The organism is Pedobacter sp. Leaf216 (assembly GCF_001421515.1).
GTDB lineage: Bacteria > Bacteroidota > Bacteroidia > Sphingobacteriales > Sphingobacteriaceae > Pedobacter.
In genome coordinates, this window is sequence record NZ_LMKM01000037.1 from 66,797 (window position 1) to 87,659 (window position 20,863).

At 36.4% G+C, this 20,863-nt stretch carries 22 protein-coding genes; 5 read left to right on the top strand and 17 right to left on the bottom strand.

Translation table 11 applies throughout. From position 1 onward, the window contains the following. Positions 1–214 precede the first annotated feature (214 nt). The gene (hscA, locus tag ASE74_RS22885; RefSeq protein ID WP_055914642.1) at positions 215–2,071 is read left to right on the top strand and encodes a Fe-S protein assembly chaperone HscA; all 1,857 of its coding nucleotides are present in this window, start codon (positions 215–217) and stop codon (positions 2,069–2,071) included. Positions 2,072–2,672: 601 nt separating this feature from the next. Beyond that, a complete protein-coding gene (locus ASE74_RS22890; RefSeq protein WP_055914644.1) occupies positions 2,673–3,704 on the top strand; it encodes an Atu2307/SP_0267 family LLM class monooxygenase in 1,032 nt (343 codons plus the stop codon). Between the two features lies 1 nt (position 3,705). On the opposite strand, the gene ASE74_RS22895 is transcribed toward ASE74_RS22890, so the two are convergent. Beyond that, a complete protein-coding gene (locus ASE74_RS22895; RefSeq protein ID WP_055914647.1) occupies positions 3,706–4,149 on the bottom strand; it encodes a DUF4395 domain-containing protein in 444 nt (147 codons plus the stop codon). A 204-nt stretch (positions 4,150–4,353) separates the two neighbouring features. Between ASE74_RS22895 and ASE74_RS22900 the strand changes: the two genes are divergently transcribed. Then, positions 4,354–5,310 (top strand): zinc dependent phospholipase C family protein, encoded by a 957-nt coding sequence (locus ASE74_RS22900; RefSeq protein WP_055914651.1) that lies wholly within the window; start codon positions 4,354–4,356, stop codon positions 5,308–5,310. On the opposite strand, the gene ASE74_RS22905 is transcribed toward ASE74_RS22900, so the two are convergent. From ASE74_RS22905 to ASE74_RS22980, 16 genes are all read right to left on the bottom strand, one after another. Next, positions 5,311–5,997: a DedA family protein gene (locus ASE74_RS22905; RefSeq protein ID WP_055914655.1), complete on the bottom strand. Its 687-nt coding sequence runs from the start codon at positions 5,995–5,997 to the stop codon at positions 5,311–5,313. It lies immediately after the preceding gene. A gap of 66 nt (positions 5,998–6,063) precedes the next feature. Next, positions 6,064–6,765: a DUF4397 domain-containing protein gene (locus tag ASE74_RS22910; RefSeq protein WP_055914658.1), complete on the bottom strand. Its 702-nt coding sequence runs from the start codon at positions 6,763–6,765 to the stop codon at positions 6,064–6,066. 60 nt (positions 6,766–6,825) lie between these two features. Further along, positions 6,826–7,503, bottom strand: a complete 678-nt coding sequence (locus tag ASE74_RS22915; RefSeq protein WP_055914662.1) for a DUF4397 domain-containing protein — start codon at positions 7,501–7,503, stop codon at positions 6,826–6,828. 80 nt (positions 7,504–7,583) lie between these two features. Further along, positions 7,584–8,708, bottom strand: a complete 1,125-nt coding sequence (gene dnaN, locus ASE74_RS22920) for a DNA polymerase III subunit beta (RefSeq protein ID WP_055914665.1) — start codon at positions 8,706–8,708, stop codon at positions 7,584–7,586. A gap of 34 nt (positions 8,709–8,742) precedes the next feature. Next, the gene (gldG, locus tag ASE74_RS22925; protein ID WP_369800245.1) at positions 8,743–10,428 is read right to left on the bottom strand and encodes a gliding motility-associated ABC transporter substrate-binding protein GldG; all 1,686 of its coding nucleotides are present in this window, start codon (positions 10,426–10,428) and stop codon (positions 8,743–8,745) included. Then, complete coding sequence (gldF, locus tag ASE74_RS22930; protein WP_055914668.1) at positions 10,428–11,153, bottom strand: gliding motility-associated ABC transporter permease subunit GldF; 726 nt, start codon at positions 11,151–11,153, stop codon at positions 10,428–10,430. The genes gldG and gldF overlap by 1 nt, the downstream gene beginning before the upstream one ends. 162 nt (positions 11,154–11,315) lie before the next feature. Then, entirely contained in the window at positions 11,316–11,972 is a 657-nt protein-coding gene (locus ASE74_RS22935) for a porin family protein (RefSeq protein WP_157255511.1), read from the bottom strand. A 171-nt stretch (positions 11,973–12,143) separates the two neighbouring features. Next, complete coding sequence (locus ASE74_RS22940; protein WP_055914676.1) at positions 12,144–12,674, bottom strand: hypothetical protein; 531 nt, start codon at positions 12,672–12,674, stop codon at positions 12,144–12,146. A 161-nt stretch (positions 12,675–12,835) separates the two neighbouring features. Then, positions 12,836–13,366, bottom strand: a complete 531-nt coding sequence (locus tag ASE74_RS22945) for a DUF3575 domain-containing protein (protein ID WP_055914679.1) — start codon at positions 13,364–13,366, stop codon at positions 12,836–12,838. Between the two features lie 239 nt (positions 13,367–13,605). Further along, positions 13,606–14,148 (bottom strand): hypothetical protein, encoded by a 543-nt coding sequence (locus ASE74_RS22950; RefSeq protein ID WP_055914681.1) that lies wholly within the window; start codon positions 14,146–14,148, stop codon positions 13,606–13,608. Positions 14,149–14,151: 3 nt separating this feature from the next. After that, positions 14,152–14,859 carry an ATP-binding cassette domain-containing protein gene (locus ASE74_RS22955; RefSeq protein WP_055914684.1) on the bottom strand — a complete coding sequence of 236 codons (708 nt, stop codon included), beginning with the start codon at positions 14,857–14,859 and terminating at the stop codon, positions 14,152–14,154. 146 nt (positions 14,860–15,005) lie between these two features. Then, positions 15,006–15,926 (bottom strand): glycerophosphodiester phosphodiesterase family protein, encoded by a 921-nt coding sequence (locus ASE74_RS22960; protein WP_055914688.1) that lies wholly within the window; start codon positions 15,924–15,926, stop codon positions 15,006–15,008. Positions 15,927–16,054: 128 nt separating this feature from the next. Beyond that, positions 16,055–16,687 (bottom strand): response regulator transcription factor, encoded by a 633-nt coding sequence (locus ASE74_RS22965; protein WP_055914691.1) that lies wholly within the window; start codon positions 16,685–16,687, stop codon positions 16,055–16,057. Next, positions 16,684–17,469 carry a sensor histidine kinase gene (locus tag ASE74_RS22970; RefSeq protein WP_055914694.1) on the bottom strand — a complete coding sequence of 262 codons (786 nt, stop codon included), beginning with the start codon at positions 17,467–17,469 and terminating at the stop codon, positions 16,684–16,686. The genes ASE74_RS22965 and ASE74_RS22970 overlap by 4 nt, the downstream gene beginning before the upstream one ends. Next, positions 17,448–18,095 carry a hypothetical protein gene (locus tag ASE74_RS22975; RefSeq protein ID WP_055914697.1) on the bottom strand — a complete coding sequence of 216 codons (648 nt, stop codon included), beginning with the start codon at positions 18,093–18,095 and terminating at the stop codon, positions 17,448–17,450. Before ASE74_RS22975 ends, ASE74_RS22970 begins: the two co-directional genes overlap by 22 nt. A 10-nt stretch (positions 18,096–18,105) precedes the next feature. Then, positions 18,106–18,738, bottom strand: coding sequence for a hypothetical protein (locus tag ASE74_RS22980; protein WP_235526200.1), 633 nt, complete (start codon positions 18,736–18,738; stop codon positions 18,106–18,108). Between the two features lie 259 nt (positions 18,739–18,997). Between ASE74_RS22980 and ASE74_RS22985 the strand changes: the two genes are divergently transcribed. Further along, a complete protein-coding gene (locus ASE74_RS22985) occupies positions 18,998–20,404 on the top strand; it encodes a S8 family serine peptidase (RefSeq protein WP_082458911.1) in 1,407 nt (468 codons plus the stop codon). Then, positions 20,401–20,604 (top strand): hypothetical protein, encoded by a 204-nt coding sequence (locus tag ASE74_RS22990; RefSeq protein ID WP_055914702.1) that lies wholly within the window; start codon positions 20,401–20,403, stop codon positions 20,602–20,604. Before ASE74_RS22985 ends, ASE74_RS22990 begins: the two co-directional genes overlap by 4 nt. The last annotated feature ends 259 nt before the right edge of the window (positions 20,605–20,863 follow it).

The following is a 20,863-nucleotide window of genomic DNA, read 5'->3' on the forward strand; positions in this document are numbered from 1 at the left end:
CACTCGCGCAATACAATCCTTGTAAAATAAACCTTATGGTGCGGATGCCGATCCTTCAATCGGAAGAAGGGACAGCAGGAATGCAGTAACCAAAGAATTACCGAACACTTCATTTCCAAACCCTAATTCAATTTGAGAAAAACGAATTTCAATCTTGACAACATTAAAACATTTCAACCCTAAAACCTTACAACATTATTGTAAATTTGCAACCATGGCAAAAATATCAATTAACCTTGCTACAGGTTCGTTTCAGAAGGAAGAAATTATAGTTGGAATCGATTTAGGCACAACCAATAGTTTGGTGGCGTTTATCAATCCAGATAAAAATCCACAGGTAATTAACGATGCAGGTAAAGGAATATTGATACCATCGGTGGTATATTTTAATGGCCAAAATGAGGCCGTTGTAGGTAATGAAGCGAAAGAATACTTAACAACAGATCCTTCAAACACCATTTTTTCTGTAAAAAGATTATTAGGCCGCTCTTATAAAGATGTAGCCGAACACAAGGATATTTTTTCTTACAAGATTATAGACGATGATAGCGATGCATTGGTTAAAATCCATGCCGGCGACCGTTTCTACACACCGATTGAATTATCCGGAGAGATTTTGAAAGAACTCAAAGCAAGAGCAGAACATGCGCTAAAAACTCCTGTTAACCGCGCCGTAATTACTGTTCCAGCTTATTTTAACGATAGTCAACGCCAGGCCACCCGCGATGCAGGAAAGCTGGCCGGTTTAGATGTAATGCGCATTGTGAACGAACCTACTGCGGCAAGTTTGGCTTATGGAATTGGATTAGACCCTTCGCAACAAAAAACAATTGCAGTTTACGATTTAGGCGGAGGAACATTTGACGTTTCTATTCTACAGATTCAGAATGGAATTTTCGAAGTTTTGGCCACAAACGGCAATACTTATTTAGGTGGCGATGATTTTGACCGCGCCATTTTAAATTATTGGCTGGAAAAAAACAACCTTGATGTAGCAGAAGTTGCGCAAAACAATATATTGATGCAAACTTTGCGTTTACAGGCAGAGGCAGCGAAAAAAGCCTTATCAACTCAAAATTTATATAACGAACAGGTTGGCGATATTTGGTGTACGCTTGATAAACAAACTTTTGAAGCGTTAATTTCATCGAAGGTAGAAGAAACCATCACTGCCTGTAAAAATGCATTAAAAGATGCAGATTTATCTGTAAGCGATATTGATGAAGTCATTTTAGTGGGAGGTTCTACCCGAACACCATATGTAAAACAGGCTGTAGAAAATTTCTTCGGTAAAAAACCACAGGATAACATCAACCCTGATGAAGTAGTAGCCCTTGGCGCAGCCATTCAGGCTGATGTTTTGGCTGGAAACCGCTCCGATATCTTATTGTTGGATGTTACGCCATTATCTCTAGGTATAGAAACTATGGGTGGTTTAATGGACGTTATTATCGCCAGAAACAGTAAAGTACCTACAAAAGCAGGTCGCCAATACACAACCTCTATCGATGGACAAGTAAACATGAAAATTTCTGTTTATCAGGGTGAACGTGATCTGGTGAGGGAAAATAGAAAACTGGCAGAGTTTGATTTAAAAGGAATTCCTGCAATGCCGGCCGGTTTGCCTAAAGTAGATATTAACTTTTTGTTGAATGCCGACGGCATTTTAACCGTTCAGGCAATTGAATTACGTTCTGGCGTTAAACAAGAGATAGAAATTACACCAAGCTATGGCTTAAGTGATGACACTGTTGAAAAAATGCTTTTAGATAGCATTGAGCATGCAAAAAGCGATGTAGAACAACGTATGCTTATAGAAGCAAGAAGTGAAGGCGAGCAACTGGTTTATACCGCAGAAGGTTTTATTAAAAAGCATGCAGAACATTTAACTGAAGCTGAAATTGCAGAAACGGTTTCCTATATAGAAGCACTAAAAACAGCTCTGGCTACCCATGAAAAAGATACCATTTTGAAAAAAGCTGATGACCTTAATGAATTTACACGTCCTTTTGCAGAGCGCGTAATGGATGCAGCGATTTCCACAGCAATGAAGGGGAAGAAGATTGAGTAGTTTTCAGTGGGCAATTGTTAGTTGTTAGTTGATAGTTATTAGTTCATAGTTGCCGTCTTTTAACATATTTACGTCTCCCCGAATTTATTTCAGGGTCTATTTCTAAAAGATGCTGTAACAAGTTCAGCAAGACGACTGCGGTAAGATATGATAGTAGAAACGAATAGTCGTCCCCCTGAATTTATTTCAGGGTTTATTTCCAAAAAATGCTATAACAAGTTCAGTAAGAAGATTGCGATTACATATAATTGCCAAAACGAATAGTCGTCCCCCTGAATTTATTTCAGGGTCTATTTCTAGAAGATGCTTTAACAAGTTCAGCAAGACGATTGCGGTTAGATATAATAGTCAAAACGAATAATCGTCACCCTGAATTTATTTCAGGGTCTATTTCTAGAAGTTGCTTTAACAAGTTCAGCAAGATTATTGCGGTTAAAATTAATAGCCAGAAAGGTTAATCGTCCCCCTGAATTTATTTCAGGGTCTATTTCCAAATGCTTTAACAAGTTCAGCAAGGCAATTGCAATCATCATTTTTCTTACCATACATCAAAAATCAATATCAGTATATCAATTACCTTTGTTAAAATTATTTTAACATTATGGAATTAGGTATCGGTATGTTTGGCGATTTGCAGATCAATGCAAAAGGAGAAATTCAACCCGCACAACAAAGACTTCAGGAAATTATTGCAGAAATAAAATTAATGGATGAAGTTGGCTTAGATTTTTATGGAATTGGTGAACACCATCGCCCCGATTATGCTGTATCGAGCCCTGAGATTATTTTAGCTGCTGCTGCTACCGTAACCAAAAACATCAAATTAAGTAGTGCGGTTTCGGTGTTAAGTTCGTCAGATCCGATTAAGCTTTACCAAAATTTTGCAACTATAGATTTAATTTCAAACGGAAGAGCAGAGTTAATGGCTGGACGGGGAAGTTTTATCGAATCTTTTCCTCTATTTGGTTACAATTTGCAGGATTACGATGAACTTTACGAAGAAAAATTAGAATTGCTGCTTAAAATAAATAAAGAACCAAAAATCAGTTGGAAAGGTAAATTCAGACCTGAACTAAATAACCAGGAAATATTACCAAGGGCAGTAAACGATAACTTAAAAATTTGGGTAGCCGTTGGTGGCACGCCAGAATCGGTAGAACGTGCCGGCAGATTGGGTTTACCTGTGATGTTTGCCATTATTGGCGGTCAGCCCATACAGTTCAAACCTCTTTTTGATTATTATAAAAGGGTTTACGAAGCTTACGGACATGACATGGATAAATTTGAAGTTGGCGTTCATATGCATGCTTTATTTGGAGAAAACAGTGCTGAAGTTGCAGATTATTATTACCCACTTTATTCTGCACAAATGAATAGAATCGGTAAATCGAGAGGCTGGGCACCTTACCAGCGCAATCAATTCGATGCTGGCAGAAGCAATAGCGGTGCCCTGATTATTGGCGATGTAAACGAATCGGTAGATAAAATTCTTGCCATCCAAGAAACCTTTGGATTAACACGTTTCTCTGCACATATGGATGTAGGTGGACCATCACATATCGCCTTAATGAAATCAATTGAATTATTTGGAAGTAAAATTGCGCCAAAAGTACGCGAGGCTTTAAAGAGATAAATTAAGCCGCTTTCTTTTTAGAAAAAATCTGTAAAAAGGAATAGATATAACAGCCTACACAAATGGCGAACAAGCTCTCTAAAAGAGCAAAAACGATCATAATTGAGGTAAAAATCAATGCCGAGTTATAAAAATCGAATAAAGATACCGCGGTAATCAACAGGCAAAATCCAAAGCCCAAGGTTGCCGCGAACTTTTTTGGTGCCAGATCTTTCATTTTATTTGGTATTGAAAAGACATTGGAAATTTTTAAAGCTATAATTTTCAGCAGGCTGAATTTGCCTGATGAAAAAGCCCTTAATGCGAAATCAATAAGTAAAAAAACTATCGCCCAATAATTAGAAAACGCGATACAGGCAAGAGCAATAAGGGCAACCATAAATGCAATTATCCTTACTACATTTTCATTTACTCTTTCGGCTGATATTGGACAGGATAATTCCATAGATAATTTTACGATAAAAATAAGAATTTATTTACCCACCTCCACATTAAAAGAAAATCAGAATGAATTGCATAAACGGATTTCATTTATGTTAAACTTTTTAAATGGTGAATAAAATATTAAATAGATACAAAAAGCTCAAAATACATTATTTTAAACGACTAACTATAAGCGCATTAAAATAAAAATACATACATTAGAGATATGAAAAGATTAACGATTTTAGCCGCGTTAATCATCCCAATTTTTCTATGTACTTCGTGGGGATTCTTTGCACACCAAAGGATAAACAACCTTGCCATTTTCACTTTACCAGGTGATATGATTGGTTTCTATAAAAAGAATATCAAATACATCACCGAACACGCCGTAGATCCTGATAAACGCAGGTATGCAGATACCTTGGAAGCACCCCGGCATTACCTGGATGTAGAAAATTATGAAAAAAATATTGATAGTATTCCCGAAAAATGGAATGATGCATTGGCTAAATATGGGCTGAAAAAGCTAAATGCAGATGGGATTGTGCCGTGGCAAATTCAGCGCACCTATTATAGCTTGGTTAAAGCTTTTAAAACTCGCGATTCGATAAAAATCTTAAAATATTCGGCTGATTTAGGTCATTACATTGGCGATGCACATGTTCCCCTCCATACTACGGCCAATCACAATGGCCAATTGAGCAACCAGGTAGGAATCCATGCCTTTTGGGAAAGCCGCTTGCCCGAATTATTTTCAACGAATTATAATTTTGTTGTTGGCAAAGCAAATTATATCGAAAACCCACTCAAAGAAGCTTGGAAAATACTTAAACATACACACAGCCTTGTTGATACGGTATTAACTTTCGAGGCCGACTTGAATGCATCGTACCCTTCTGCACAAAAATATAGTTTTTCAGAGCGGAATAATGCCGTACTTAAACAGTACTCTAAAGCATATTCAAAAGCTTATCACGACAGGATGAATAACATGGTAGAAAAGCAAATGCGGTCTGCAATACTGGAAATTGGATCTTTTTGGTACTCAGCATGGGTTGATGCCGGCCAGCCTGTACTGAAAAACCTCGTTAAAACAGAATTATTACCTGATGAGAAAAAAGATGAATCAAAAACCGAAAAGAAATACCAACAGGGCTCAGTGATTGGCCGCGAACTTTAATTATCCTTTAGGGTTTTCTCCTTCGATAATTTCTTCAATCTTCTTAGGCTGTAAACGGCTTCTAACTGCTGCCCAGATGGCGGGAACAAAAGTTACAACAGCAATGAAGATAATTACCAGCTCAAAATTATTTTTGATTACGGGAATCTGGCCTAATAAATAACCTCCCAACAGCAATGCAACTATCCACGCAACACCGCCAATGATATTATAGTAAGTAAAACGCCCAAACGGCATTTTGGCAATTCCGGCTACAAAAGGTGCAATGGTTCTAAAAATTGGCAAAAACCTACTTAGCATAATCGCTTTACCGCCATGTTTCTCAAAAAATTCGTGTGACTGATGGTAATATTTCAGCTTTAAAATTTTGTTTTTTTCCTTAAATACACCTGCCCCCAATACCGTTCCGAGTTTGTAATTTACTGTATTTCCTAAAATTGCGGCCACAATTAAGATAACCAACATGATCCAGATATTTAAACCAGTTTCATGTTCACCTGCAATTAAAGCACCCATTGCAAAAAGCAGAGAGTCGCCCGGAAGAAATGGTGTTACCACAAAACCAGTTTCAGCAAAAATAATCAGGAATAAAATAAGGTAAGTCCAGGTGCGGTATTCGTTTACAATTTCTGCTAAATGAACGTCGATATGAAGAATAAAATCTAAAAGCTGATGTAGTAATTCCAATTGATCTGATTTTGGGCAAAAGTATGAATAGTATAGAGATTATGTGCTAGTAAATTGCAATAAATATTAATTGGTGGATATTATCCTATTTTTAAGCTCACCTTTTCTATCTCCATCAAGCAATATTAGGTAAACCCTACCCTTATTAATATTAAATGTATCAAGCGGTGTTACTATTGGAGGCGGATTTGTTGCGGTAGGGCTTGATAGCTTGAAGGCAAATTTCATTGCTTTGTTAACCTTCACTTTAAAGGTTTTAATCCCACCATAAGCCAGCGTAGATTCTTTAGGGCTTGCTACATTTGTACTGTCGGTTATAACCACACTGGAACCTAAGGTATAGCCCAGGTTTAAAAATGTTAGTTTAGCAGAGTCAAGATCGGGCTTTACATCATCTTGGTAGATTTTTAACTTGGCTGGCTTATCGATAGCTTCTTTAAGGTAAAAAACAGAATAATTCTGGCCAATTTTAAATGCCTGATCTGGAAGAGAAGTAACATCAACCCCGCTATTGATATTTTTTGTTGTAATTTTAAAAGTAGAATCTCCAGGAATTACAACATAACTCGTATTCGCATTATAAGTTACAGAAGTTCCGATCTGAATTCCGTTTAAATAAAAATTTTGCGTTGTATCTGTAGAAGCGGCATGGAAAAAACGAATTTTAGCATCGCCTTTAATAAAATTATTGTTTTTAATACAAGAGCTGATTAAAATGGCACATGCAAAAAGAAAGAATGTTTTAACAAACACTACTGTATTTTTCATAAGGTAAAACTGATGCTAATAAAACGTAAAGATAACAGAAACCATATGAATTTGTTAAAATTAATTATCGGTAATAATATGTGCCTGTAACGTTGCTGCAGTTGTGCCACTAAACCAAATTGTATAGATTTTGCCAGCCTCTAAAGCAGAACTATCAATGGTTTTAATGTTACCAGAACCTACCACATTATACCTTAAATTAAAAGTTGTATCAACCGTAAAGTAAGAAGAAGCTTCTTTAAAAGCCAAACCGTTAACGAATTGCGTTCCTCCTTGTACCATTACATTAATACCCGTTGTAAAATTAGGACTCAAACTGATTAATTTAATTTTAGCTTTACCAATTTCAGTGTTGCTCAAATTATCTTCATAACTTACAACCTCCATATCGCCTTTTTTATTGGTAACTAAAAATGTGGTGTAGGTGATAGATGGCGTAAAATTTAGTGATGTATCAGTACTTGCGCTATTTGTTCCGGTATAAGAAATATTTCTGTTGCCTGAAGGTATTTTAACATATTCACTGCTTTCGCCAAAAGCCAAAGCGGTAGCTGTTAGTTTTTCATTGTCTAAATATACATCCTGGTTAACAGCAGCTTGCGAGGCGTTAACAATTTTCACCTTGGCCTGTCCTTTAACAACTTCGTCTGGATCGTGTTTTTTGCAGGCTGATAAGCCAATTGTCAGAAAAGAAATAATTAAAATTAATGATTTCGAGAGAGAAGTATAGATTTTCATAAGTTGGTTAGTTTGGTAAACAAGAATGGCTCGGTCAAAAACCAAGCCATTTTATATACAAAACTAAAAAACTAGTAGTTTTAGTAGCTATTGTTTAACATTACCGGCATTACCAACATTAAAACATCTTCGTTTTCATCATTGGTTTGAGGAATCAAAAGCCCTGCCCTATTAGGTGTAGAAAGTTCTAAAGTGACTTCATCGCCACTTAAATTGCTCAACATTTCAATCAAAAAACGAGCATTAAAGCCTATTTCAAGGTCTTCACCATCATATTGACAGCTTAAACGCTCATGTGCTTCATTTGCAAAATCTAAATCTTCGGATGAAATATTTAATTCGCTACCACTAATTTTTAACCTTACCTGGTGAGTGGTTTTGTTTGCAAAAATTACAACCCTGCGAAGTGTATTTAAAAATAAACTTCGATCAATAATTAATTTGTTTGGGTTGTTTGTAGGAATTACTGCCTCATAATCGGGATAACGCTCGTCTATTAAACGACACACCAGGTTTATATTTTCGAACTTAAAGAAAGCACTTGTAGCATTATAATCAACAGAAACATTAATATCTGTTGATGGCAATGCAGCTTTTAATAATGTTAAGGCTTTTTTTGGCAAAATAAATGATGTTGCTTTATCAGCTTTACTATCCATACGGCGGTAGCGCACCAATTTATGTGCATCTGTTGCCACGAAAGTGATGTGCTGAGGAGATAACTGGCAGAAAACACCTGTCATTGCCGGACGAAGTTCATCATTACTTACAGCAAAAATGGTTTTTGTAATTGCTTCTGTTAAAACCGATGCTGGTAAATTTACTGAAGAAGCATTTTCTACAATCGGAATTTTTGGAAAATCATCACCGTTTTCGCCACTCAATTTATATTTACCGTCGCCTGCGCTAATCTCAATTGCGAAAGTACTGTCATCAATGTTGAATGCAATTGGCTGATCGGGTAATGTTTTAAGGGTATCTAATAAAATTTTAGATGGAACTGCCACTTTACCTTCTTCCTTAGATTCTACAGCCAAAGCAGTTGTCATGCTGGTTTGTAAATCGGTAGCTGAGATAGTTAAGTTTCCATCTTTAATTTCGAAAAGAAAATTTTCTAGTATAGGTAAAACTGTACTGCTGCTTGATGCACCATTTACAGTTTGTAAGTGTTTTAATAGAGTTGATGTGGATACAATAAATCTCATGATATCATTTTAGTCTTCTTCAAAAATATAAAAATTATTTAGCGTACTTGTATTTGCGGTAATAATGTTGAAAAATCGCAAACAATATTAACAATAGCAAGGGAGCCACAACATTTATGAACTGCCATTTTGTTTTTTCGAGTTTAATTTTGGCTTTATCCAATAACCTTATCTTCACTTCTTTATTTCTTAGCGTAATTAAGTTATCATCATCGGTAAAATAATCAACTATATTCAATAACAAAGCTTTATTTCCAAAAGTACGTTGCGAATATCGGTCGTATCCCAATGGGAAAGGATTTCCATTTTGCTCGGATACCTGATTTTTGAATACATCACCGTCGCCAATTACAATCATTTTTGCCGGTTTACCTATACTTTGTACACTATAAGGTTGTGTTATTGTAGCGGGTAATGGCCTGCCTGCAAAAACAGATGGGAAGTTTCCTTCCAGCATTAATCCAACATTTTCTGGTTTGCTCTGGAAAGATCTTGGATCCAACTGTTCGCCAACCATCTGCAAGCTAAACAATTTAGGCACATTGTAAACCTTATTAAATGCAGATGTTGTTAAAATATATGATTTCTTTATTCCCCTGGCTCCAATAGTATCCACTGTGCTCGGAAATTCAGATTTTATGCCATCTAACTTTTTCACAACACTTTGAGCCGTATCAGGCAACAAAACAGGATAGTAAATCCATGGTACCAGTTCCATTTGATTTTGCCCGCCAACAACACCTGTAGATACCGGAATTTCGGCACTGTTTGCAGGATCGGCAATGATATTGTAATTAATCCTTGCACCATACATAAAAAGCATATCATTTAGGTTCAGATCACGATTAATCGCCATTTGACCGCTTCTGCCCCTTAAACTATCCAATTCTGCATTCACCTGATCTATGCTCCAAAGAACCCTGCCACCATTCATCACAAAGTAATTGATTTTATACTTCTCTGCTTCAGTAAAAGGCTTTTTAGGCTTTGCGATAATTAACATTTTCAATTTATCCAATCCAGCTTTATCGATACTGTTTAAATCAATACGACCTACTAAATAACTGCCAGAAAGCGTATGGATGGCATCAGCTAGTTGCAAATCAGAAAGTTCGCCATTAGATTCTGAAAAACCAATCCTGGGATTATCGCCCGAAAGCACTTTTTTCAAACTTGAAGTGAAAATATACTCCAGGTTTTCAATAGATCGGTTGATATTGTCTTCATAATTACCACGGGTATCCAGATTCTGAAAAAGTTTAATTGGAAATTCCTTTCCATCACTTTCTATCATGGCCATTGGAAATACGAGTTTCTGTGTTAAGCCATCTTCGGTTTTAACACTTAAATTGGTCGCTTCAATTCCTCTTTCATACAGATTATTGATCACGGTATCTTGATCTGCCTGATTCAAACCTGCAAGCGGATCAACAAAAACCACTTTTACATTGGTTTTGGCATAAGCCCGATAATCAGATAAAATATCTGAAACGGCAGCTTGCAACCGCTTAAATGCCGGAGGCAGCTCTCCGGCTAAAAATACTGTGATTATTACCTGCTTTTCATTTTTTTGAAGAATCGATTTTGTTTTTTCGCTTAAGGTGAACCGTTTATCTGCTGTAAAATCGAACCTGTGGAAAACATATTGACCAGCAGTGTTTAAAATGACCAACACCGCTATCACTATAATAAAACTGAAACATTTGTTTTTCTGCTTCACTATCGTTTCCCTCCTATTATTAATTTGGTGAAACATAAAAACAGCACTGAAAAGGTAATAAAGTAAATTAAATCCCTGGTATCTAAAACCCCGCGACTGATGGAAACGTAATGCTGATTGATGCCTAAATTTGTAATTGTGCTATCAATTGCTTGCATGGCAGCGATTTTACTCAGGTAATCGAATCCCAAAAAGGAAAATGCACAAAGAGCAGCGCATATTACAAAAGCAATTACCTGGTTTTTAGTTAAAGACGAAGAGAAAATACCAATTGAAGTAAATGCTGCTCCTAATAAAAATAAACCAATGTATGAGCCAATTACCGATCCTGAATCGATATTTCCTTCCGGAAAACCGAGTTTTGAAATGCTATAATAATAAATTAAGGTCGGAATTAAAGCAAAAAGCACCAATACCAGGCTTGCAAAGTATTTTGCTGCAATTACCTGCCAGAGTTGTATGGGTTTGGTAATTAAAAGTTCATAAGTGCCTTCACGCCTCTCTTCTGCGAATGACCGCATGGTAATTGCAGGAATTAGAAACATAAAAAGATAGGGAACCAGGCTAAAAAAGCCATCTAATTCTGCATATCCATAATCAAGAATGGAAGTATCGGGAAAAAACCAAAGTAACAGGCCCGAAACCAATAGAAAAACGCCAATGGTTATATAAGCAACCATCGAACTTGAAAAACTGAATAACTCGCGTTTAAAAACTGCGTACATGTGCTATTAAAACGCCGAAGTTAACCATTTATTCCTGCAAAATTAAAAGGACTTTGATTAAATACAGGTTATAAAAATCTATTTAAAATTAAGGATTTCCAGTACCAACCAGAAATCCTTATTTTAAAAAATTGCATGAAGATTAAAGCTTTTCTTTCAGTTTTAAAAAGAAAAGCCTAAACCCACCGAGAAAACTTTATTTTTAAAGGTAATTTCGTCCGATAGATCTGTATCTGCAATACTGCTTAATCCTAATCCGTAGCCAGCATGGATATTGATACCATTGTTCAATTGATAACCTGCCAAAAAGTTAATCCCAAAATCGGTACGCTTAAATTCTGATTCATTCTCACCAAACTTGATGTCTTCTTTAAGAGAACCATATTTAACATTTGCATTGATTAAGTAGGCAAAATAAGGTCCGGCACCAACAAAAAACTTACCAGAGTTGCCCAATTTAAAATTGGCCAATACGTTTACCGGCAACTCCAGATAATTAAAGTTCAAAGTTACTTTTTCATCAGTGTCAAAATCATCAGTTCCGAAAGCAAAGTTGTCGTTATTTAGTTTTGTTCCTTTGCCGATAAAACTTAAACCTGGCTGGATTGAAACTACATCCGATATGGCAAACTCAGCTGTTCCACCTACATAGAAAGATGTTTTTGTATCGAAACTTATTGAGGTGCTACCTGAAGATACGGTCATATTTGGAAAAGCTACCCCTGCTTTTACCCCAAAAGTTACCGGTTTGTTAGTTTGAGCTGAAGCTGCAAAGCTTAAGCCTGCAACTGTTAATAAAGATAATACGAGTGTTTTCATCTGATTTTTAAGAATTGTTTTTAGTTTCCGTGTTTTCACCTATAAGCGAAAACGGTACAATGATAAACAAACTAATTTAATAGTTAATAAAAATGATTAATTATTTTAATCAGTATATACAACAAAACCCCCAATTTAGTGGAGGCTTTGAAAATAAACTATGGATTAATATTATAAACCAAATGCAAAAGCAGCACGTAAGCCAATAAAGCCTGTAGAACCGCCATTTCCTGACCAGTTTTCATAACGTAAACCGAAATCCAAACTAGATTTATCAGCAACTGAAAATGATGCACCTAATGTTGGAGCAACAGCAAATAAAGTGCTACCACCGGTTTCGGTACTAATTGCAGCACCTAATTCGCCTGCACCATAAAAGTTGCCACCAAAATAATATTTAGCACCAGCTTTTAATGGAACAACACCTACACTTGTTTTAGCACCTATAGCTTTTAGATAATCTTTAGCATCGCCAGTAGCCATTACAGATAAATAACCAGCAGAACCGGTTAAACTTAAAGATTTAGCAACCGGATGTTCATATTGTAATGAACCGCCTACAATTAAAGCATTTGAATTTTTTTCGGTTGGCAAACCAAACTCAGCACCGATGCTTAATTTTTGAACCGCTCCTTCTGTTTGAGCTGATGCTGCAAAGCCAAAGCCTGCAACAATTAATAAAGAAAGTAATACTTTTTTCATGTGATTTTTGTTAATTAAACTTATTATTTAGTTAAGCAAATAGACACCATAAAAATTAAAAAGTTACACTAATAATTAAAAAACTTAAGAAAGTTACCATCGATAAAAAACAAAAAACGCCCTGAAACTATTCAGGGCGCATTTTTTAATGTGAGTTTGCGTTAAAAAGAAAAGCCTAAACCAAAACCTAGATTTGGTAAAACACCGCTACCTTTTAAGGTGGAAAAAGCACCATCATTATCATCATAATTAAATGAAGAATAGGCAGCACCAAGGTTTAAATCGATCACAAAACCGCTATCAAAGGCCCATTGGTAACCTGCTTTTGCACCAATATTCAACGATCCATAATTGGTTTTGTAATCTTTACCGTCATTAAAATCTTCAATCTTTACTTTTCCGGAAAGGTATCCAACTTTTGCACCCAAATACCAGCCATGTAAGCTTTCGCGGAAATAATAACGGTATTGGGCTTCGCCACCAATACTGGAGTATTTAGAATCAGAAAGTTTATAGCCAGCTACACCTAAACCAGCACTCACTGAACTGTTGGCACCAATTTTAAATTCTCCACTTACTAAATCCGTACCCCCTAAAAGCGCGAGAGGATTAGCTTTAATTGCAATTGTTTGAGCTTTAGTTGCAAATCCTAATCCTGCAACCATTAATAAAGACAATAGTGTTTTTTTCATTATAATTATTTAAAGTTTAATTGCAAGCGTAAGGCAAGCGATGTGCCATCACGAACTATAACTTTAGTAAATAGCCAACAAACAGCCTTTACAATGCATTTAAGCCAGAAAAAAACTATAAAATAATATTTGCGATTAAAGCAGTAAGAAAATTCGGGTTTTCATTACTGTGGATTTATTTCAACGAAATGGGGAAAATATTCCACATGTGAAATAAAACAATTATTAATATTTAAGAATTATAAATTAAAAACATAAATAAACCTGATGCCAACAAAGCCTTTTGTATTGGATTTATTGATGACAACAACATCATTTTTACCTGTCCACGCTTCGTACCTGATCCCAAAGTCGAGTTTATTGCCCCCAGATAATTTAAACTGGTTCCCAATGCCTGGCGACCACACGAATAAAGTTTTTTGACCATTGTTTAAGGGTAGCGCAGCCCCTACCTGGCCTTCAGCATAAAAGCTTTCGCCAAATTGATATTTCAGTCCTGCTTTAACAGGTAAATAAGTAAGATCCTGTATTTTAAAAATTTGATTTCTTTTGCCAAAAAAATTCATAAAACCGCCATTTACCGTTAAGGCAAAATTTTCTGCGATAGGAAAATCGGCTTTAACTGATGCTCCAACACCGATGCCTGATATTCCTGAGAAATTACCAGATGGCAGGCCGATTTCTGCGCCAAACCCAATAGTGCTATTGCTCTGGGCTTTTAATGCCAGGGGCAAGAAAAATAAAATTGCAATTGAGGTAACTATAGTTTTTAGGTTAAACATGTATTAAGCAGTAAGTTTTCTAAAGATATCTTCCAATGATTGTTGCTGATGCGCTTCTTTAAGGCCTTCGAGCGAATCGTTTGCCACAATTTTACCTTTATTAATGATGATAATATCGTCGCAGATGGCTTCAACCTCCTGCATAATGTGCGTAGAAATAACAACGGTTTTAGCTGTTCCTAATGTTTTAATCAACTTTCTGATATCAACGAGTTGGTTAGGATCAAGGCCTGAAGTGGGTTCGTCTAAAATAAGCACTTCCGGATTATGGATAATGGCTTGCGCCAGCCCTACCCGCTGGCGGTAGCCTTTTGATAACATGCCTATCTTTTTATGTTGTTCTGGTGTTAAACCCACCATTTTGATTACCTCATCAATCCGTATCGTTAAATTGGAAAGTTTATAGGTTTGACCTACGAAGTTTAGAAATTCCTTTACATACATATCCGCATAAAGCGGGGTGTTTTCTGGAAGGTAACCAATGTGTTTTTTCGCTTCGATGGCTTCTGAGAGGATACTTTTACCAGAAATTTCGGCTTCGCCAGAGGTGGGTTCTAAATAACCGGTAAGCATGCGCATGGTAGTGGATTTACCAGCTCCATTTGGACCTAAAAAACCTAAAATGCGACCTGGCCTGGCTTCAAAACTTATTGAATCGACTGCTTTTTGCTTATCGTAATGTTTAGAAAGATTTTTAACTGAAATACTCATATTTGTATATTTAACCGCAAATAAAACAAAGGCTTTCGCAAAGTATGGTTTAGGATTATGATCCTTACATGGCACCAAGCAAACCCACAACGGTAACCTATTGTGAACACTTTAAGATTACTTAGGGCTTCGCAACAATGGACATATTAATTAATATGCGATGAACTTAACTTTTTGTTGTACCTAAACTTATCCAATTCTTCTGCTGCCTGTGGTAAATTATCACCCGATAAAATGTCGGCACCATTATTAATGAGATGGTAATAAACATTTTTTGCAGGGCTTGCCATTGCACTTTTATCAATATTGCCCATAGTACCTAAAATAGTGGTAATGCCTTTATCATGAAGGTATTTATAAAATTCTTTATCGGGTGCAGAAACACCAACAAAGGCCACTATCCGATTATTTGGGATGCCCATGTTATTTAAGCGTTTTAATTCTGCTTTCTTTTGAACTGATGCAGAAATCATCATTTCAGGAGCCAATTGGTGTACTTCTTTCGCCTGATCTGCAGTATAAGTAATAATTATCGAATTGCTTTCAACCTTATATTGCCTAACTTTTTCGATCACTCGGGCATATGAAACACCTTTCTTTAAATCGATGGTTAACAATGCTTTTCCTTTACTCCAGCTTAGCACACTATCTAAAATTGGAATTTTAAACTTAGTTTCTTCGCCATTATTATCGATCAGATTAAAAGCTTTTAATTGTTCATACGTATAATTGCCAATCGATCCTTTACCTGTTGAAGTTCTATCGAGTTTATCATCATGCATAATTACCATTACCGAATCTTTACTGTAAGCAATATCAAATTCGATTATAACGGGATTATAAGTAGTGGCATTATCGAATGTTTCGATACAATTTTCAGGAAAACCAGGCATTGGTCCGCCGCGATGTGCACTAATTAAAGGAAAACGGTTTTCTGGCGACCATTTTAAGAACTGATATAATTCTTGGATGTTCTTAAAGTGAATATATTGATGACTTTTTTGTTTCGGCTTGCAAGAGAAAAAAACCGCAACCATAACCAGAAATAGTAAATGATGAAATTTCATGCATCAAAAGTAAACAAATTGGTTAATTGTTTGGGGTGGTATAACCGATTAGGTATTGAGATTGGTTTTTCGCTTAATTTTTGGCATGTTGCGAGGTTAACTCCTTTATTCAGTTAAAAAAATATTCCTCAGGCAAATCCATTTTTGATGGCAAAAACAGCCAATCCTACACGTGTTTTAAGTTCGAGTTTTTCGCAAAGCTGATCGCGGTAACTTTCTACAGTGCGTGGACTACAGAACATTTTATCAGCAATTTCTTTATAATTAAGCTCGGTAACGGTATACTTTAGAAATTCTTTCTCGCGGTCTGAAATTTTAATTTCAACATCCTTGCTTTTATTAAGGCTGGAAAAAATGATTTTTGAAGCCCAGTCGGGATAGAAAAAACCGTTGGCATTTAATTTCGTAAGTGCATTTTCAAGCTCTATCGGATGAGCATTTTTTAACAGATAAGCTTTGGCCCCATTGCTCACCATCTTAATTACGCTTTTTTCTTCCCCTTGCATGCTTAGCGCCATTACTTTTACTTCCGGAAAGTGTGCGGTTAACCAGCTAACCGTTTCAAATCCATCCATAATGGGCATACTGATATCTAAAAGTACAATATCAGGGATTTTATTCTTGTTTTCGAAGTTTTGAATCAGTTCTTTCCCATTTTCACAGACATAAATTACCTCGAAAGCCGAAAAATTATCAATAATGCCTTGTAGCGCCTTTGCTATCAGCATATGATCATCAACAATAACTACAGTTTTTTTCATGAAGGGCCGTTTAAAATAACAGTAAGTGTGGTGCCGAAACCTGGTTTACTTTCCAAATTGAACTTCCCTCCTATTATTTCGGCTCTTTTTTTCATGTTTTTTAGTCCAATTCCGTCAGAAGTTAATTTACTAAAATCGAAACCTTCCCCGTCATCCTGAATGCTTAAGGTTAAAAATATCTCGGCAGACGAATAAAGTTTGATCTTGATCTTGTTGCAATTGGCATGCTTTAAACTGTTTTGAAGAAATTCCTGAGTAATGCGCAGCAGGACGTTCTTTTTCACAAATTCAAGGAAAATCCCATCCGCATTGTGTTCAAAAATTACCTTGCATTTTCTTAAAGCATTGATGTTTTTTACTTCTTCCTGTATTAAAGTTACAATTTCATTTTCACTTATATTATCGTCGGTTAAATTTTTCGACAAACTCCTCAAATCTTGCAACGATGAGTTAATGATCTGATAAATCTGTTCTATTCTTTTACTTGCTTGTGGCACCTTATTTTCGTGCACAAGCTGTTGGGTGTACAAACTTACCAGTGTTAATTTTTGGCCGATATTATCGTGTAGTTCTCGGCCAATCTGCTGCATAGTAGCCTGTTGTATTTCCAATTGGGTGGTTAAAAGTTCTTTTTGGTGTATTTCGTTACTGATTTGGATCTCATTCAGAAACTCTCTTTTCCGTTCTTTATATTTTTTGATATACACCAGTATGGCCACTACAAAAAGCACAAAAAACAGATTGAAAAGGATAATTGTAATTAAGAGTTCTGTTTTCCCCATATAAATGAAATTGAGAATAGTGCATACATAACAATTCCTGAAATGAGGAAATAATAAAAATAGATACTCCAGATCTGCTTATATTCTACCAGTAGGTAATAAAATGTCCAAAATGGTAACGTTCCAATATAAAACAACGTTACTCCTAAATTAACATAGAACATTCTGTTCTTATTAAAATTAATAATGTCAGAAGAAGTGATCTGCTTATAATATTCCATTACCACTAAAACCATCAAAATAAACGATCCAAAAGTATAATTGAACGAAAAGATTATTTTACTTCCCTTAAAGTAGAATTCGCTTGGTATAAATGAAAGTAAGTACAATAAGGAAAGAGTCCAAAATAGCTTTTTATTGTTTAAAGATTTAAAAGCATAAAGCCAGTAAAAAAATATAAACTGGAAAGGGATAACGAAATAGTTATAATATTTTGTTTTAGAAAAGCTGATATACACACCACCCCATTTTCCAAAGGCCTCACAGACAAAAACTAAAGCTAAAAAATAAACAAAAAAGCGCCAATATTTCCCTTTTAAGCCTTTTAGATGTAGGAAAGCGATGATTGTAGCCACTCCTTCTGCCCAAAGATAACTATCGCTAAGAAGTTTTTGTAAGCTGTTCATTTCTTATTACTTAATAAATTTCAACCGCAGCTTCTGCTGGTGGAATAAGCTGTCCGTGATTTTGTGCCATAACCTGGCGCGATTGGGCATCGCCAGCATCAGAACTCATCGCCATCAAGGTTACCGGGCGATCGTTTTCGCGTTCCTTTATTATAAATGTTGTTTCATCCAAAGGATTAAAGTCGTAATCAAGGTTGCTTCCCTGGTTAATTTTCTTTTTTAAAGTAGGGATCATGATTAGCGTATGTTTCTGGGCATAATCCTTTCCTATTGCTTTTTCATTGGCCATATTTTCCCATTCACCTTCTTTAGGGTAAGCCGCGTAATAAAAACGGATGCCAAGTGCAGCAATTCCAATACTGGAATTTCTTTTTTTGGTTTGGTATTCAATATCTGTAATAAATTTTTTGAGTGTTTTCAAATCAAAAGATACCGAATGTGCATCATCCAATCCCAAAGTTTTATTAATGGCATCCAGGTGGTTAATTCGATAGTTATCAACCATGTGATGGATAATTTTGGGATCCATGGTGTTGGGATATTTTCTTTCGCTTTTATCTATTGCGCTGATCAATTTTTGAAACAGGTATAGCACTAAAGCACCACATAAAAAAACAATGGCATAAACCGGTAAATTTTGCATTTCCATAATTTTTGAGTTTTAATTAAAGTTAACTTTTATTCTCAAATGTGCTAAAACTTTTATGGATAACTGATGGGGTTTTCCCCATATTTTATTGCTGTTTTTACTGCTTTTTATTTTGTTGCCATCACTACTGATTTCTAGTGATTTACCTAAGGTTATTCTACCACTATTCTAACAATTTTGGGAAGTGTTTAACACGAACCGGAAGAAGCCGAAAATCCGGAATAGAGTAGGCAAAACTTACAACCTTAAAACCATGTCGAAAACATTAAAAAAAGAAGAAAAAGTAGAGTACACCGGCAGATACCTTGTACTTTTACCAGAAGGTTCGAACACAGCAGATTCGATCAGCCAGATCAACACCATCAGCGGGCTTAACCTAAAAAGCTCTTTAGAATTTGAAAACGAATTTTTTACCGACAAAGATCTTGATAAAACTGATGGTATTGTGTTGGATAAATTGGGCATTGCTATCGTAAATGAAAAACCCAAGGCAGAAAATTCCATCAGCAGTTTAGGCGATAACGAAATGATCGTTGAAAAGGAACGGGTTGTTTATGCCATCGGTATGCTTGATGAAAGCACCCAAAATTATGTGGAAGGCTATCGTGATGCGGTAAACCATATGACCAATATGCTGGTTGGTACAGAAACAGAGAATTTTAATTTTGAAGAGCAGGATTCGGAAGTAGAATCAGTTGGTGCCACCTGGGGATTAAAAGCTACCAATGTTGTACCAAGCACCTTTTTAAGGTACAATCCATATAATGGAGCAGGCATTAAACTAGCAATATTGGATACTGGTTTCGATTTTAACCATCCAGATTTTGCTGGCCGCCCAATTGTTCATCAAAGTTTCATCAGTGGCGAAAGCACACAAGATGGTCATGGCCATGGCACCCACTGTACTGGTACATCTTGCGGTCCGGCAAGTTCTCCATCAGCAACAGAAAGATATGGAATAGCCTATGCGGCGAGCATTTACATTGGTAAAGTTTTAAGCAATGGTGGTTCTGGTGGTGATGGGGGCATTCTTGCAGGTATTAACTGGGCAATTGCTAACCGTTGTGATGTGGTGAGCATGTCGTTAAGAGGTTTGGTAAACGGAACTGGCTATTCGGCTGTATTCGAAACTGCCGCAGCACGCGCACTGGCCCAGGGAACTTTAATTATTGCCGCAGCAGGAAATGATTCGGCCCGACCAGGCATTGTAAAACAGGTAATGCACCCTGCAAACTGCCCATCTATTATGGCTGTGGGTGCGGTAGATGTAAATATGAATGTTGCAAGTTTCTCTAACGGAGGCCTATACCCAACTTATGGTGCGGTAGATATTGCTGCTCCGGGCGTAAATGTGTACTCTTCTACAAAACTACCAACTAAATATGCAAGCTGGAACGGTACCAGTATGGCTACACCACATGTTGCTGGTATTGCAGCACTCTGGGCACAGGCTACCGGCTTAAGGGGCATTAACCTTTGGCGTAAATTAACTTCAACCGCAAAAGCATTACCTTTACCTGGCAGAGATGTTGGTGCAGGATTGGTACAGGCACCTACAAAAACAAGATTAATCAAATTCCCAATTGATAAAACTCCGATTTTGATTCATCCAAAATTCCCTTTCGATCCAATTGGTCCAATTGAAAAAATTATACGATGAAAACGAAGTGGTTAATATCTGTAGAGCATGGTGCAATGGAACAAGTGGCTAAAGAACTGCGCAAAACGGGCATTGCTGATATAGAAGCCCTGGATGCGATAGGTGTAATTGTTATTGTTCCCGGCGAACAAAAAATTGCAGATATCAAAAAAATCGATGGCGTAATAAATGTTGAGGAGGAAAGGGACATTAGCATTTAATAGAAACCATTAATCATTAACCTCATAAATCGGTGTAGCTTGTGTTGCACCGGTTTTTTTTGTGGGGAAATATTCTTTTTGGAGCCTAATTTTTATTGGAGTAAGCATTTTACAACAAGGTTTGCAAACAAGTAAGATTGCTTCTAAGAAAAGCCAGGCGAGGCTGTCGGCTGAAAAAGTCTTCTCGTGATCTACAACATTTCTTTAAACCCTAAGGTTACTTTGCTACTGATCAAAAACCTTAAGTCCTTTACCTTTA